Raw genomic sequence first — 16,486 nt, 5'->3', positions numbered from 1 at the left:
TTTGGGAATAATCTTCTAATGTGTTGAACAAGTGAACGTTTCTTGTCCTGTGCCGAAAATTATGTTTTTCAGCATAAGTGAGTGTTTTTCTATACTAATATTATTGTATTCTAAAAAAAATCCCTTAATATTGCATTTGTATTATTTGTCAGACAAATAATACAAATCATAAAATTCTAATAATATGAAGATAGAAATTAATCAAACAACATTAATCGATCAGGTGGAAGACAGTCTGCTTACTTACTTTAAAAAGAATGACTTAAGGCGTGGAGATTCAATTCCCAATGAGAATAATCTGGCTGCAGAATTAGGAGTTGCAAGGAGTGTTGTCAGAGAAGCATTGAGTCGTTTGAAAATGATGGGGCTGATTCATGCACGTCCTCGCAAAGGAATGGTTCTGACCGAACCTTCTATTTTAGGAGGGATGAAAAGAGTGATAGATCCTCGTGTTTTGAGTGAAGAAACTATTTTAGATCTGTTAGATTTCAGAATTGCACTTGAAATAGGAATATCAAGCGATATTTTCCGTAAGATAACTCCTAAAGACATCGAAGAATTAAGCGAGATAGTGAAAATGGGAATTGTTTTTGAGAATAATGAATACGCATTAATCAGTGAATCGGCTTTTCATACGAAACTATATAAAATCACTGGAAATAAAATAATATCCGAATTTCAGGAAATCATTCACCCTATACTTGTCTATGTGAAAGAAAAATTCAAAGATTATTTGAAACCTATAAATATAGAAATGAGTAAAAGTGGTAAAATAGCTACTCATGCTGATTTGCTGGATTTTATAAAAAAAGGGGATGAAAAAGGATACCGGGATGCCATCGAAAGACATTTTGAGGTTTATAAGATTTTCAAGGTCAATCGGAGTCAGGAGTTGATGGCAGAAAAAGAAAGTAGTGAAAAGGTAGAAGGGATATGAAAAGACTATATTTCATCATTTTATGTTTATCCTTAATAATATTGTTTATGAATACATCTTGTTTGAGAAAAAAGGAAAAGAGGATAGAGGTGCAATGGGAAAACTCATTGCTGCTTCCAGGATGCGCCGGCATGCCGGAGAACGTCGGATTAGCAGGTGCATATTCCGGGATAGTGGAAGGAAAGTTGCTTGTGCTGGGCGGAGCTAACTTTCCTGACAAGTATCCTTGGGAAGGAGGAACGAAAACTTGGTGGTCTACTTTATATAGCTATGATTTACAAACGGGAAAATGGACTGTTTATGATGATTTTCTCGATCGCCCGCTTGCTTATGGAGTTTCAATAAGTCTGCCGGAAGGATTGTTGTGTATTGGAGGGTGTGATCGTACGCAGTGTAGTGATAACGTTTTCCTGATAAAGAAAGAAGAAGATTCATTTGTGATAGACTCTGTCAGTTATCCATCTTTGCCGGTTCCGTTGGCGAATGCAACGGGAGCAATGGATGATAACTGTATTTATATTGCTGGGGGGCAAGAGACTATGGTAAATGAACAGTCGACTCATCATTTTTACATGCTTGATTTGATGCATAAAGAAAGAGGATGGCAAGAAATGCCGGATTGGAATGGTCCTTCTCTTTCCTATGCAGTAGGTGTGGCTCAAGGGGAACGATTTTATCTTTTCAGCGGAAGAAGTTATGCTCCGGATGAGGCGATGGTAGAACATACGGAGGGGTACGTATTTGAGCCAGGCATTGGAAAATGGAGTAAAATGATCGGTTCTTTTCCTGTAATGGCGGGGACTGGTATACCATACGGGGAGGATAAGATTCTGCTATTTGGGGGAGTGGAAGAGATTCTTCCTACATCTTCCGAGCATCCGGGATTCAGCCGTAAGTTACGAGTAGTTAGTACAAGTACGAATTCTCTGGTAGATTCGCTCGAATGTCCTTATCGCATTCCGGTTACTACAAATGTTGTTTCTGTCGGAAATCAGGTATTTATCGTAAGTGGTGAGGTACAGCCGGGAATACGGACGCCATTTATTCTAAAGGGAAGTTTCTAGAAATAAAATGAAATATCAAATCTAATTAAATGCATTATGAACAATTATGAAAGACTGGAAGGGATGGTTGCGGCCACCTTCACCCCAATGGATGAAAATGGGGATGTAAATTTATCTGTTATTGAAAAATATGCTGATTGGATCGCATCAACTCCTATTAAAGGGGTGTTTGTGTGTGGTACGACCGGTGAATTCTCTTCGCTGACGATTGATGAACGTAAATTAATTCTTGAAAAATGGGTTGCTTCGGCTGGTAAGCGGTTCAAAGTGATTGCCCATGTAGGTTCAAACTGTCAGCGGAGTGCTATGGAACTGGCATGTCATGCGGAAAAAGCAGGAGCCGATGCCATTGCTTCAATAGCTCCGTCTTTTTTCAAGCCGGGAACGGTAGATGAGTTGATCGATTTTTTTGCTCCGGTTTGCAGGTCTGCCAGTGGACTGCCTTTCTATTACTATAATATGCCGTCGATCACAGGGGTTAATTTGCCGGTAGATAGATTTTTGGTAGAGGGTAAGAAGAAAATACCAAACTTGGTAGGTACTAAATTTACTCATAATAACCTGATGGAGATGGGGGCTTGCATCGATTTGGAGCAGCATAAGTTTGAAGTTCTGCATGGCTTTGACGAGATTCTGATTGCAGGTTTATCAATGGGAGCTGTGGCAGGCGTAGGAAGTACATATAATTATATTCCCAATGTTTACCATGCCATTTTTGAATCAATGAAGCAAAATGATGTGGAAACAGCACGTGTCTGGCAAATGAAATCTATACGTACAGTGGAAGTTATCATTAAATATGGTGGAGGCGTACGTGGAGGTAAAGCTATCATGAAATTAATAGGTATTGATTGTGGCAGTTGTCGTTTACCGATAAAACCTTTTTCAGTTGAGGAGTATGACAAATTAAAAGGTGATTTGGATGCAATAAATTTCTTCGATTTTTAGATATAAAAAGAGGAGATGACAGTAAAAGTATATTGCTGGGGTTTAGCTATTTTACTTTCTGTCATTCCCCTCAAATCTAGTTAAATGCGTTCAAAATTACCTAAAATAAAAATACTATGAAAGTAAGAAGGGAAATATTAATCATATTTTCAATGATTTTATTATTGGTATTGCCAGCCACGTCTTTGGGTAAAGAAATAAAATGGGTGCTGGAACGACCGGTAATTCCTGTGTTGGTGAAGAAATCGGCAAGTCCTGTATTAAAGGTTACTCTAATCAGGGCAGACAATCAACCTTACGCCATTCAGCAAATAGATTTAGATTTATTAGGGAGTACAGATGTGGCAGATGTTGTTTCTGTTGCTATATATGGTACACAAGAAAATGGACTGATAGATACATCCCGTTTGCTATATAAATCACTTCCCGCTGCACGTAAAATATCATTTACTGATAAAGTGCAGGTAAATCAGGATTCTTTGTCTTTTTGGGTAGCCGTGACGTTGAAAGATACGGTTTCATTGGATCACCGTATTCAACTTAACTGTAACCGGATTAAAACGACTAAAGGCAATCTGAAAATCTCGGAAAAAGGAAGTAAACCTTTGCGGGTAGGAGTAGCGGTACGGCAGAAAGGACAGGATGGGTGTGTTTCGTCACGTATTCCGGGATTGGCTACCAGCAATCAAGGAACTTTGTTAGCCATTTTTGATGCCCGTTATGACTACTCTCGTGATTTGCAAGGAAATATAGACATTGCTCTTCATCGGAGTACGGATCAGGGATTGACCTGGCAACCTGTTCAGACTGTATTAGATATGGGAGAATGGGGCGGCTTGCCGCAGAAATACAATGGAGTGAGCGATGCTTGTATTCTAGTCGATAAAAATACAGGTGACATTTATGTAGCCGGATTGTGGATGCATGGCCTGCTGGATAAAGATGGCAAGTGGATAGAAGGATTGAATGAAAGTAGCACGGTCTGGACACACCAATGGAAAGGAAAAGGCTCCCAACCCGGAACAGGACTAAAAGAAACCTGCCAGTTTATGATAGCGAAAAGTACGGATGACGGTCTTAGCTGGAGTTTTCCGGATAATATAACCGCAAAGACGAAGCATCCTGAATGGTGGCTGTTTGCACCGGCACCGGGACAAGGGATTACGTTGAAGGATGGTACGTTGGTATTTCCCACACAAGGACGTGATGAAAAGGGACTTCCTTTCTCAAATATTACGTATAGTAAAGATCACGGAAAGACGTGGGTGACCAGCAACTCTGCATATCAGGATGTAACGGAATGTAGTGTCGTACAATTGAATGATGGTGCCCTGATGTTGAACATGCGCGACAACCGGAACAGAGGACATAAAGAGGTGAACGGTCGGAGAATTTGTACGACTACCGATTTGGGAGCGAGTTGGAAGGAACATCCTACTTCAAGAAAGGCACTGGTGGAACCTACCTGTATGGCAAGCCTGCACCGACATGAATATATAGAAGAAGGAAAAAAGAAAAGCATGCTTCTCTTTGTAAATCCGAATGATTATGGGAAAAGGGATAAACTGACTTTGAAAGTGAGTTTTGATGATGGAATGACCTGGCCGAAGGAACATTGGATTCTTTTCGACCAATATCGCAGTGCCGGATATTCCTGCATTACGTCCATAGATGAAAATTCAATAGGCATATTATATGAGAGCAGTCAGTCGGATTTAGCTTTTATAAAAATCGATTTAACGGAGATTTTAAAGTAAACAGGCATGAATAATAAAACTTCAAATATATATCCCTGGGTAGTAGTCGGACTATTGTGGGGTGTTGCTTTGCTGAATTATATGGACAGGCAAATGCTTTCCACTATGCGAATTCCGATGATGGAGGATGTCCGGGAATTGGAATCGGCTGCCAATTTTGGTCGTTTGATGGCTGTCTTCCTGTGGGTATACGGACTGATGAGTCCTTTGTCGGGTATCATCGGTGACCGTGTGAACCGTAAATGGTTGATTGTAGGTAGTCTGTGTGTATGGTCGGGAGTTACTTATCTGATGGGCTATGCCACCACTTTCAATCAACTCTATTGGTTGCGTGGGATTATGGGAGTTAGTGAAGCACTGTATTTACCTGCTGCTTTGTCTCTGATTGCCGATTTTCACAAAGATAAAACTCGTTCGCTGGCTGTGGGAATACATATGACGGGATTATATGTAGGACAGGCTATCGGTGGGTTCGGAGCTACTTTTGCAGCAATCTATTCCTGGCATACCACGTTTCATTGGTTTGGCATTATAGGTGTAGGTTATGGTATTATTCTGGCATTTTTCCTACGTGATAAAGAGAGAGGAAATGTCTCGGAGAATCAGAAGATGAAAAAGATTCCGGTATTGAAGAGCTTGGGAATGTTATTCTCTAATGTCTTCTTCTGGGTTATCTTATTTTATTTCTGTGTGCCGGGTACTCCGGGATGGGCGGCAAAGAATTGGTTACCAACTCTTTTTTCTGATAGCTTGTCTATTGATATTTCAGTAGCAGGTCCTATGTCTACCATTTCTATAGCCTTATCTTCACTCTTCGGAGTATTGGCAGGTGGATACATCTCGGATCGATGGGTATTAAAAAATGTACGTGGAAGAGTTTATACCGGTGCGTTGGGTTTGGGGCTTATCATACCTTCCCTGCTGTTTATCGGATATGGTCATTCTATTTTTGCATTGGTCATGGGAGCGGTGTTATTCGGAATAGGTTTTGGTATGTTTGATGCAAATAATATGCCTATTCTTTGTCAGTTTGTATCTGCACGTTACAGGGCAACCGCTTATGGTATTATGAATATGTGTGGTGTATTTGCCGGAGCTGCTATTACTAGCCTTTTAGGCGAATCAATGGATGCCGGACACCTGGGACGTGATTTTGCACTGCTTGCTATATTGGTACTGGCTATGCTGGTTATTCTGGTCACTTGTCTGCGACCTAAAACAATTGATATGAAAGATTAATTTTCAAATTTTAATTTTATATTTTATGAAAAACTCAATAAAGCATACGAATAAAATATTATCGGTGTTATTTGCTTTTTTATTTATTTCCCTAAATATTCAAGCAGATGATATCAGTTCTAAAGAAATTAAAGTTTCTGGTATAGTACAGGATCAAACTGGGGTAGAATTGCCCGGAGTTTCAATTTCTGTAAAAGGAATAGATAAAGGTACCATTACCAATGCGTCCGGTGAATTCTCAATAATGGTTTCTCCTGACGCTACTCTTATTGTTTCTTTTGTAGGAATGGAAACAAAAGAAATTGCAGTCAAAGGGCGTAGAAATATTGTTATTGTTTTGAAAGAGAGTTCTGTATTGCTTGATGAAGTTGTAGCTATAGGCTATGGAAAACAATCAAGGGCATTAATAACCAATTCTATTTCTAAGATAAATAAGGAAGAATTCCAGAAGGCACCCGGACAGAATCCATTATTACAGTTACAAGGAAAAGTGCCTGGTCTGTCTTTACAGATTTCTAGTGGGCAGCCTGGAGCTGATCCTCAATTATTTATTCGTGGAGGAAGTTCAACTTCGCCGGAAAGTGATACGCCTTTAATAATTATTGATGGTATAATATCACAAGGTTTTAGAAATATATCAGATATGAATCCGGCAGATATAGAATCTATAGAGGTCTTGAAAGATGCTGCTTCTACCGCTATCTATGGTTCCAGAGCAGCCAATGGTATTATTCTTGTCAAGACTAAATCCGGTCAGAAAGGGAAACCTGTTGTGAGTCTGCGATACACATACGGAGTGGAACAACAACCTCAGCGAATCCCATTATTGAATGCACGGGATTATATAACATTATCTCGTTCGAATATTGCCAAATTTAATCAGGCAGACTTAACTTATAATGGAAAAGAAGATCAGGCTAAATTTTTGAGCGGTTCATTTGGTATGTCAACCGGAAATCCTAGAAATTCAAAGAATACGCTTGAGTTTTTGGATGTTTATCTTCAAAAGTATGGTCAAGGTTACGTCAGTAACTTGTTGGAAAACGAAGGATGGCAGACAATGGCAGATCCTGTTACAGGTAAACAACTTATTTTTCAGGATAATGACTTTCAGAAAGCCACCTTTACAACTGGGCAGAAGCATGAAATAGATTTGAGCATTAGTGGAGGGACGGAAGCTATTAACTATTATGTAGGATTAAGATATTTGAATCAGGATGGTATTCTTCGAGGTACGAATTATAAGAATTACAGCGTTTTGTTTAATGGAAACTATAAATTGAGTGAAGCATGGAGTCTGTCTACTAAAGCTAGTTTGCAGGTGAGAGATGCTGTAGGAGGTGGAAATACAGTTAATACCATATCACGAAGCATATTGACTCCACCAACTTACCGCTTGTATTATGAAGATGGAACTCCGGCTCCGGGTGAAGGAATTTCTTCTTTCAGAAGCAGATTGCATGAAATTTATTATAAGACTAACTATGATGATACCAATGTATATAGGACAACTTTCCAATTAGGTGCAATTTGGAATATTCTGCCTGGCTTGATATTAAAGCCTACAGCCTATTATTTCGGTACGGAAGGTATAGAAAATTATTTTCAGGCAGATAATGAAACAACCGGAAATACAATTCGTCCGGCTTCTGCCAAACATAATTTTGACAGGCATTTGCAGGGAGATTTAGTGCTCTCGTATGATAAGAAAGTGAAAGATCATAATATTGGAGTCGTAGCAGGTGCCAGCTATACTCATGATTATAGTTATAGGCTTTCTGCAAGTGGCAGTGGTTCTTCCATAGATTTAATTCCGACATTAAATGCAACGGCAGATAGTACTCAGCGGGCAAGTTCAACTAAAACAATGGAAGCCACTTTGAGTTATTTCGGACGTGTAAATTATGATTATAATGGCAAATATCTTTTCTCTATTAGTATGCGTGCCGATGGTTCTTCGCGATTTGCGGAAGATAATAAATGGGGATTTTTCCCGGGAGTATCTGCTGGGTGGAATATGCATCGGGAAAACTTCTATAAACCATTGGAAGCTATCGTTAGTCGTTGGAAATGGCGTGCTAGTTGGGGGCGCACAGGTAACAACAATTTGAGTGTGGCTAATTCGAGAGGAGAATATAAGATTACAGATACCAACTATCAGGGCTCTGTCGGTATATTAAATACAACATTGAAAAATTCGCAGTTGCGCTGGGAAACAACAGAATCCTATGACATCGGGGTTGATTTGGGCTTTTTCAATAATAGATTAGGACTGTTAATCGACTATTACAACAAACTGACATTTGACAGATTGTATGATGAACCTTTATGGAGTTCTACCGGATTTAGTTCCATTAAGAGTAACTATGGATCTGTAAGAAACTCCGGAGTAGAGATTGAGTTGAATGCTAGTCCTATTCAAACTAAAGATTTCTCATGGGATTTAGGGTTGACATTTGCTTATAACAAAGGAGTGGTAGTAGACTTACCGGATAATGGAGAAGAAAAGCATCGTGTAGGAGGAAATTTTGTTTATGATCCTGCAACTGGAGGGACAAAAAAAGTGGGTGGTATTGCCGAAGGTGAGAGATTTGGCGGAAGATGGGCTTTTCATTACTTGGGAACATATCAGACTGAAGAAGAAGCGGCCAAGGCACCTAATGACCCGAACGCACAAGGAAGAAAGAAACATGCGGGAGATGCAATATTTGAAGATGTAAATAATGATGGACAATTGGACTCAAAAGACATGATTTTCATGGGATATGTTCGTCCTGATAAAGTCGGAGGAATTATTAATACATTGAAATACAAAGGACTAACCGTGCGAATCGTTATGGACTGGGCTATGGGGCATGTAATAGACAATGGCTTCAAAGGACAGATAATGGGTAGCTCACGTAATAATAATAATGCCATCAAAGAGGCAATGACCAATTCTTGGCAGAGTGCGAATGATGGAAGCAAATATCCTAAATATACTGTTCAGAGTGACTATGATTATCAATATAGAAATCATATGAGATGGGATAATCAGATCGGAAGCTCTGCAAGTGGTAGTACTAATAATAGCTTGTATTTTAGCAAGGGAGATTACCTGGCATTCAGGGAAGTGTCTTTAAGTTATATGTTGCCATTATCTTGGATTAGAAAGATGAGACTCAGTGCTGTGGAAGTTTTTGCAGGAGCGTATAATATTGGTTATATAAAAAAATATGATGGCATGTTCCCTGAAATATATACTGGTGTTGACTATGGTATTTATCCGAGACCCAGACAATATAACATGGGAGTAAAAATTAATTTCTAATTAAATAAGACTCATAATTATGAAACAATTTAAATCAATACTATTAGGCATTTCTTTATTCTTGTTACATTCGTGTAACTTACTGGATGTAGATACTGTTTCAAGCATTACCGGAGATGGATACTGGAATACAAAAGGCGATGTAGAAAGTTATATGATCGGTATTTATACCAAATTGCGCGATACATCGAATTCTACTCTTCATTTTGAAGACAGAGGAGATGCCTTTACAACAGGGCTGGAAGGTGGCCCTTCTAATTTATGGGCGCAAAACCTCACATCGCAAAATGGTTATAGCTGGTCAAGCTATTACTCTGTAATACAACATTGTAATATGTTACTGAAGTATACTCCCGGAATAGATTTTGGTGTAGAGGCTGATAAAAACAGATTATTGGCAGAGGCGTATTGTATCAGAGGGTATATGTATTTCTGTATTGCCCGGATATGGGGGGATGCCCCTTTGGAACTGGAACCGACAGAAAGTTCAAATAAGCCTAAGTTAGCAAGAGAACCCGCGGAGGAAGTTTTGGCACGTGCTCTAAGTGATGTAAATACGGCAATTGATCTTTTTCCGGAAGAAAGTTATGCAAATGGAAAAGGAAGGGCATCGAAGCCGGCATGCTATGCATTGAAAGCCGATATTTTGCTATGGAAAGCAAAAGTGATGAATGGATCGGAACAAGATTTGAAAGATGTCATAACTTATGCGGATTTGGCAAGTAAAGGACTTTCACTGGAAGATAACTTTGCAGATATTTATGGAACTAAATATGGGAAAGAAGTGATATGGACTATCCATTTCGAAATTTATGAAAAGGAAGCTCAGTATAGTCAGAGTCTGAAACCAAGAGATGTTTTTGTAGAAAAGGCGGTCAATAAGGATGAAATTCCTTATGCTAAAGGAGGAGCTCGCAGCACTTATGCACCAAGTCCGTTTTTGATAGGTCTTTTTAATGCAAATCCGGCAGATATCAGAACCAAAGACTCTTATATCACTGCAAAGGATGCGGACGGAAATGAAATAGGGACTTTTGATAATAAGATGAAGGGAACAAAAACAGAAGGAGATCGCACCTATGACTCAGATATAGTTATATATCGGCTTGCAGAGATGTATTTATTTAAAGCAGAAGCTTATGCGGCGTTAAATCAAACACCACAGGCTATTATTGAACTGAATAGAGTCAGAGACCGTGCCAAGATTGGAACTTATAATGGAAGTACCAATAAAATAGCAGTGGAGAAAGAAATTCTGAACGAGCGTGCAAGAGAGTTATATCTTGAGAGAAAAAGATGGCCCGATCTTCTTAGATTTCATTATGGTGGAACGATTGATGTTTATCAGGAGGTCCCGAACTTAAAGAAAAAAGTCGATGATAATATTATCATTCCATTATATCTTGCAATCCCATTGAGCGATATAAATATCAATCCTAATTTAAAACAAACTCAAGGATATGAAAACCTATAAGATTATTACATGCGTATTTCTTTTTACAAGTATGTTTACACAGGCTTGTCAAAAAGATGATGAGACACAAGGAAACCCAACTCCTGTTCCACCGGAAGAAGAAGTGCCTTCGTCCGAATTCAACTATATTTATAATCAAGGGACGGATGGTTTTGAACTCTATCGAATACCTGCTATTGTTAAAAGTAAAAGCAATACTTTATTAGCTTTTGCTGAAGCTAGAAAAGCTCGAAGTAATGGAGATAGCGGAGATATAGATCTTGTAGTCAAACGTTCGTCGGATAATGGAAAAACATGGAGTAAACAGATTACGATATGGAATGATGGACAAAACACTTGTGGAAATCCCGTGCCTATTGTTGACGACAGAGGTAGAATACATCTGCTTATGACTTGGAATTTCCAGACTGATAAATGGGGGGCAATAACCAATGGTACCGGAGAAGACAGCCGACGTCCGTACTATACATATTCTGATGATGACGGCATTACTTGGGCGCAACCAGTTGAAATAACTTCTTCTGTAAAAAAAGAAAAATGGGATTGGTATGCTACCGGTCCGTGCCATGGTATTCAGATTCAAAAGGGAATACATAAAGGAAGATTAGTTGCTCCAAACTATTTTACAACTCGGGAGAGTGGAAAGGTCACGAGTTATTCTCATATCATTTATTCTGATGATTACGGAAAAACATGGAAACCAGGAGAACCTACTCCTGTCGGTGGTGTTGGAGAATGTTCTGTAGCCGAGATAGGAGAGGGAACGTTAATGTTGAATATGAGAGCAGATGAAGGCTTTTATCGGAAAAGTTGTACTAGCATAGATGGAGGACTTACTTGGTCTTCACCTCAAATTAGCATTGATCAAATAGACTGTAAGTGTCAGGGTAGTATATTATCAATAGGAGGAGCTGTTTTTCTTTCGAATGCTGCTTCCGCTACGGAACGTATTAATATGACTATCAAAAAAAGTACGGATAATGGGAAAAACTGGAAGGGACAATATACAGTTTATGAAGGTAACTCTGGTTACTCTGATATAGTTGAGCTCTCTGATTCACAGATTGCTATTATCTATGAGGGAGGAGAAAAACGATATACGGATGGGCTGGCATTTAAAGTTGTTAGCATAAAATCAATACAATGAATTTAATACATTACTGATATGAAAAGAAAAACTATATATTTATTACAGTGTATTGTTGTGATATTGTTATTGGCTTGTTCTGAAGATGATTTGCAGTCCTTGCAAGCTGCTTTCGAATCAGATCTTCAGGAAGTCACAATCGGAGAAAGTATTACTTTCAAAGACATATCTACTGGTGAACCTTCTAAATGGAATTGGCGGTTCGAAGGTGGAGAACCAGAAACCTCAATCTTATTTAGTCCTAATGTTGTATATAATAAGCCTGGAGTTTATTCGGTTACCTTGTCGGTCGGACGCGGAGAAGAAGCAAACGAAATGGTGAAGGAACAATATATTACTGTTAACTATCCGTCGCAGATAACTGTTGACTTCTCTGCAGATAAAACTACTGCTACAAATGAAGATGTTATTTCTTTTAAAGATTTGTCCAAAGGCTATCCGAATGAGTGGTTATGGAGTTTCACACCTAAAGAAGGTGGAGCAGTTATCACTTCAACAGAACAAAATCCACAAATGACACTTTCTCCGGGAATCTATACTATTAAATTGACAGCTAAGAATCCCAAAGCGTCTTCGGACAAAGTAAGAGAGGATTATATTACTGTTATTGATAAAAATGCGATTGCCGCTGATTTTGGTGCACAATGCCGGAATACTTATGCCGGGGGATATATTAACTTCTTGGATAAGACATTAGGAACGGTTGAAGAATGGGAATGGACATTTGAAGGAGGTACTCCAGCCAGTTCTGTAGAACAAAATCCTGTAGTGCAATATAATAATCCAGGAAAATACAAAGTGACGTTGAAAGCTAAAAACTCAGTAAATAGCTCTACGAAAGAGAAAGAAGGTTATGTATATGTTGTTTCTGCAGAAAAGTTAGTATTGTATTTGCCATTCGATGGTGATAATAAAGATGCAGGTCCAAATCAATTGAATCCTGAGGAACTTACGGCAGGAGCTGGTTCCAGTGTATATAATTCTCAGGCGCGCTTTTCCGGAGAAAGTGCTGAATGTCGATTTGCAGCACACTTCCAAGGCGACAAGCAAAATTATTCAATTTTGTCTATTCCTGAAGAAGGATTGAAGAATCATTATACGGATAGTGAATTTACAGTTGCATTTTGGGTGAAGGTTTCAAATATGACAGCTAAGAATGCAGTCTTTCATCAAGGTGTGGGACCTGGTGCTACTTATACCGATCCTGTGCCCAGACAAAGTTGGTTTAGACTTGATACCAGTGGTAAAACTGTTGTTTTCTGTGTAGAATACAAGGGAAAAGCAGGAAACTGGGCTGAATATGAAGGTAAACGAATGGATGACGGTGAGTGGCATCACTATGTATGTATTTATAAGAAAGTGGATGGAAAAAGAGATAGTTATTTGTATATAGATGGGCAGAAAGTTATTGAAAAGAAAGGGGTTGTTGACAAGGTGGTAGATAATTGGCCATACTATATTGGTTGTAACTATCGATTTACTAATGGAGAATTTGCACCTGAGAACTTCTTGAATGGTTATCTGGATGATTTTATTTTGTATAACAGAATATTGTCAGAAGAAGAAATACAAGATTTATACAATAACTAAAAACTAATTGTGGAACTTCTCTTTTAATCAGTAAAAGAGAAGTTCCACATTCAATTAATATCAGAATATGAAAAAACTTTTTCTATTGATTTTCATGCTTGTAAATTGCATTGGTTTATATGCACAACAGGTAATGGAGACAAGTGAAGCATACAAGAAGGCGGATGAATTATTAAAGAAGCTGACAATTGAGGAAAAAGCGCCATGGTTAGGGGCTATAATAAGTTTTTTATCAAAGGTTTTGAAGAAAAAGGAATACTTCCTGTTTATTTGTCGGATGCGACACAAGGGGTTAATATCCGGAATAATTTGCCTGATCCTAACGTTGTAAAGCAACTGGAACGTTCAACAGCTTTTCCTTCTCCCATTTTGCTAGCCTCAACATTTTCACCGGAGTTATCTTACCAATATGCTAAAGCTATTGGAGAAGAATGTAGAGCTGGAGGAATTGAGGTTTTGTTAGGTCCCGGATTAAATATCTATCGACAGTCTCAATGTGCCAGAAATTTTGAATATTTTGGAGAAGATCCCTATTTGGTATCTCAAATGGTCAGTCAATATGTGACCGGACTTCAAAGTACGGGTACAGCGGCATGTTTAAAGCATTTCTACGGGAATAATACTGAATTTTATCGTAAACGGAGTAATTCCATTATCGGAGAACGTGCTATGAATGAAATCTATTTGCCGGGTTTTAAAGCTGGGATAGATGCAGGAGCTATGTCTGTAATAACTTCTTATAATCAGATCGATGGCGAATGGGCAGGACAAAGTTCGTATGTAATAAAGAAGATTCTTAGAGAAAAGCTGGGATTTAAATGGTTGGTTATGAGTGACTGGAATTCTGTGTGGGATTTGGAAAAGGTTATTAAATCAGGTCAAAATCTGGAAATGCCGGGTTCATATAATTTTGGAGTATCAGTATTGGATTTATATCATGAAAAGAAAATAACAGAGAAGGATTTAGACGATATGATACGGCCCACTTTGGCTACTTGTGTTGCCATGGGATTTTATAGCAGGCCTAAGTATGACACGACTTTGTTAAGTAAATATCCTGAACATGAGCAGACTGCGAGGCGAGTTGCAGAAGAAGGTGTGGTATTACTTAAAAACAGGAATGAAATTTTACCGCTTGATCCTACAAAAAATAGAAAAATATTATTAACCGGTAAATTTGTATATGAAATACCTCGTGGCTATGGTGCGGCAGAAGTGATAGGGTATAATAATGTAAGTCTGATTGATGCTTTGCAGAAAGTCTTTGGGCGAACTGTATATTATATTGAAAAGCCTACTGTGGCAGAGATAAAAGAGGCTGATGTTGTTTTATTGAGTATGGGTACACGGGATAAAGAAGCCGTAGAACGTCCGTTTGCTTTACCTAGGGAAGACGAATCATTTATGCGCTATATCACTAAAAATAATCCTAACACTATTGCTATTATCAATACTGGGTCTGCGATTGATATGTCAGCATGGAACGAACAATTAGCAGCTTTGATTTATGGTTGGTATGGAGGACAATCTGGATTTGAAGCACTTACTGATATTATTATCGGAAAAGTAAATCCATCAGGAAAATTACCGATGACTATAGAAAGGTCATTTAAAGATTCACCGGCATGGGGATATTTGCCACAAGGGGCATCACTCTATAATGAGCTTAAAAATGAGCATCTTATTAATGTGTATGATGTTAATTATAAGGAAGATGTATTAGTTGGATATAGGTGGTATGATACAAAGAAGATAGAACCGCTTTATCCTTTTGGATATGGACTATCCTATACAACATTTGCTTTGACAAAACCACGATTATCATCTAACAAGATGAATGATAAACAGACTATAAAATGTTCTGTTACTCTTACGAATACAGGTAAGTGTGAAGGAGCTGAGGTGGTACAATTATATATCAAAGAGAACCAGCCAAGTGTATTACGTCCCGAAAAAGAACTAAAAAGATTTGAGAAAGTATCCTTGAAACCTGGGGAAAATCGAATCCTTGAGTTTATAATAACTTCCAAGGATTTAGCTTTTTGGGATGATCAGACACATAGTTGGAAAACAAATACTGGACAATATACAATTTTTCTAGGAACATCCTCCAGGCATATAAATCAAACTCTTTCTTTTATAAAAGAATAGGAATACTTTTAGGGCTACTTTGTGGATGCCGATGATAGAATTTGCCTTTAAGCATAAGTTAATAAAACTACAGTCTGATAATGATTTAGATTGTAGTTTTTTTGATAATATCTCATTCATTTATTATTTAATGGTGGAATTGTCTTATTTATTTGGCCAATTCTGTATATTTGCAGACATATATTACAATATCATGAAAATTATATTTATTAATGCACTTCGTATCCTGATGATTCTCGTGATTATTATTTCATGTGGAGTTGCCTATGTAGTATACGAAGATACATTAGCTGCCTGGTGGATACCTGTTGGAGTGGCACTTATAATAGTGATAGCAACAATTCCTTTCTATAAAGGATGGATTTGGCTGACAACAATGGATAATAAAGTAATTAATTGTTGTTGCCATTTGGTTTGTGTCGGTGCTATCAGTTGTGTATTGTTTCTTGGGGGGAATTACTGGTTTGCCGATTCTGCTTCCACGCATGAAGAGAAAGTCATGGTACAGAAAAAATATGTGGAAACACACAAGAAAACCCGTAGAGTCGGCAGACACCGTTATGTGTCGGATGGTGTTCGTAAAGAATATTATTTGCAGGTAGCTTTTGAAAATGGGAATGTAGAAACATTGCATGTATCTCCTTCTACTTATAATAAGACAAAGACAGGTCGGCCGAAGATTCTGACTTTGCAAAAGGGCTTATTTGGGTTGCCTGTAATTACCAAAGGACTTTAATGAAAGTCACACCACCTTTAGAATGGGTTATATATCCTTTAAAAGCGATATTCTTCTTTTCTTTTATTTTTCATCTTGCTAATTTTGCATTTAGTCTACAAATGGGACACGTTCGTCTCATTTGAAAAATTAG

At 38.2% G+C, this 16,486-nt stretch carries 10 protein-coding genes and 1 pseudogene; all 11 read left to right on the top strand.

The window, feature by feature from the left end; all coding sequences use genetic code 11:
* Nucleotides 1–184 precede the first annotated feature (184 nt).
* The 11 genes and pseudogenes from BXY_RS21495 to BXY_RS21445 all read left to right on the top strand — a co-directional run bounded on the left by BXY_RS21495 (nt 185) and on the right by BXY_RS21445 (nt 16,353).
* The gene (locus BXY_RS21495) at nt 185–937 is read left to right on the top strand and encodes a FadR/GntR family transcriptional regulator (protein WP_004314826.1); all 753 of its coding nucleotides are present in this window, start codon (nt 185–187) and stop codon (nt 935–937) included.
* On the top strand, nt 934–2,001 hold the full coding sequence (locus BXY_RS21490; protein WP_456151229.1) for a hypothetical protein: 1,068 nt from the start codon (nt 934–936) through the stop codon (nt 1,999–2,001). The genes BXY_RS21495 and BXY_RS21490 overlap by 4 nt, the downstream gene beginning before the upstream one ends.
* A 36-nt stretch (nt 2,002–2,037) precedes the next feature.
* The gene (locus BXY_RS21485) at nt 2,038–2,949 is read left to right on the top strand and encodes a dihydrodipicolinate synthase family protein (protein WP_008644728.1); all 912 of its coding nucleotides are present in this window, start codon (nt 2,038–2,040) and stop codon (nt 2,947–2,949) included.
* A 116-nt stretch (nt 2,950–3,065) separates the two neighbouring features.
* Nucleotides 3,066–4,706, top strand: coding sequence for a sialidase family protein (locus tag BXY_RS21480; RefSeq protein ID WP_151927745.1), 1,641 nt, complete (start codon nt 3,066–3,068; stop codon nt 4,704–4,706).
* A gap of 6 nt (nt 4,707–4,712) precedes the next feature.
* Nucleotides 4,713–5,945 (top strand): MFS transporter, encoded by a 1,233-nt coding sequence (locus tag BXY_RS21475; RefSeq protein WP_008025676.1) that lies wholly within the window; start codon nt 4,713–4,715, stop codon nt 5,943–5,945.
* A gap of 25 nt (nt 5,946–5,970) precedes the next feature.
* Nucleotides 5,971–9,255 carry a SusC/RagA family TonB-linked outer membrane protein gene (locus tag BXY_RS21470; protein ID WP_015532953.1) on the top strand — a complete coding sequence of 1,095 codons (3,285 nt, stop codon included), beginning with the start codon at nt 5,971–5,973 and terminating at the stop codon, nt 9,253–9,255.
* A gap of 19 nt (nt 9,256–9,274) precedes the next feature.
* The gene (locus BXY_RS21465) at nt 9,275–10,729 is read left to right on the top strand and encodes a RagB/SusD family nutrient uptake outer membrane protein (protein WP_004314820.1); all 1,455 of its coding nucleotides are present in this window, start codon (nt 9,275–9,277) and stop codon (nt 10,727–10,729) included.
* Nucleotides 10,716–11,876, top strand: a complete 1,161-nt coding sequence (locus BXY_RS21460) for a sialidase family protein (RefSeq protein WP_004314819.1) — start codon at nt 10,716–10,718, stop codon at nt 11,874–11,876. The genes BXY_RS21465 and BXY_RS21460 overlap by 14 nt, the downstream gene beginning before the upstream one ends.
* Nucleotides 11,877–11,894: 18 nt before the next feature.
* A complete protein-coding gene (locus BXY_RS21455) occupies nt 11,895–13,466 on the top strand; it encodes a PKD domain-containing protein (RefSeq protein WP_004314818.1) in 1,572 nt (523 codons plus the stop codon).
* A gap of 67 nt (nt 13,467–13,533) precedes the next feature.
* Nucleotides 13,534–15,617, top strand: a pseudogene (locus BXY_RS21450) (beta-glucosidase).
* Between the two features lie 193 nt (nt 15,618–15,810).
* Nucleotides 15,811–16,353, top strand: a complete 543-nt coding sequence (locus tag BXY_RS21445) for a hypothetical protein (RefSeq protein WP_032812111.1) — start codon at nt 15,811–15,813, stop codon at nt 16,351–16,353.
* The last annotated feature ends 133 nt before the right edge of the window (nt 16,354–16,486 follow it).

This window comes from Bacteroides xylanisolvens XB1A, from assembly GCF_000210075.1.
GTDB classification, from domain to species: Bacteria; Bacteroidota; Bacteroidia; order Bacteroidales; family Bacteroidaceae; genus Bacteroides; species Bacteroides xylanisolvens.
Note: the sequence above shows the minus strand (reverse complement) of the source record. Positions and strands in the feature narration are given on the sequence as shown.

Excerpts from the sequence above, each read along its gene's own strand:
- BXY_RS21495 (WP_004314826.1), top strand. The coding sequence starts at position 185 with ATGAAGATAGAAATTAATCAAACAACATTAATCGATCAGGTGGAAGAC.
- BXY_RS21490 (WP_456151229.1), top strand. The coding sequence starts at position 934 with ATGAAAAGACTATATTTCATCATTTTATGTTTATCCTTAATAATATTG.
- BXY_RS21485 (WP_008644728.1), top strand. The coding sequence starts at position 2,038 with ATGAACAATTATGAAAGACTGGAAGGGATGGTTGCGGCCACCTTCACC.
- BXY_RS21480 (WP_151927745.1), top strand. The coding sequence starts at position 3,066 with ATGAAAGTAAGAAGGGAAATATTAATCATATTTTCAATGATTTTATTA.
- BXY_RS21475 (WP_008025676.1), top strand. The coding sequence starts at position 4,713 with ATGAATAATAAAACTTCAAATATATATCCCTGGGTAGTAGTCGGACTA.
- BXY_RS21470 (WP_015532953.1), top strand. The coding sequence starts at position 5,971 with ATGAAAAACTCAATAAAGCATACGAATAAAATATTATCGGTGTTATTT.
- BXY_RS21465 (WP_004314820.1), top strand. The coding sequence starts at position 9,275 with ATGAAACAATTTAAATCAATACTATTAGGCATTTCTTTATTCTTGTTA.
- BXY_RS21460 (WP_004314819.1), top strand. The coding sequence starts at position 10,716 with ATGAAAACCTATAAGATTATTACATGCGTATTTCTTTTTACAAGTATG.
- BXY_RS21455 (WP_004314818.1), top strand. The coding sequence starts at position 11,895 with ATGAAAAGAAAAACTATATATTTATTACAGTGTATTGTTGTGATATTG.
- BXY_RS21445 (WP_032812111.1), top strand. The coding sequence starts at position 15,811 with ATGAAAATTATATTTATTAATGCACTTCGTATCCTGATGATTCTCGTG.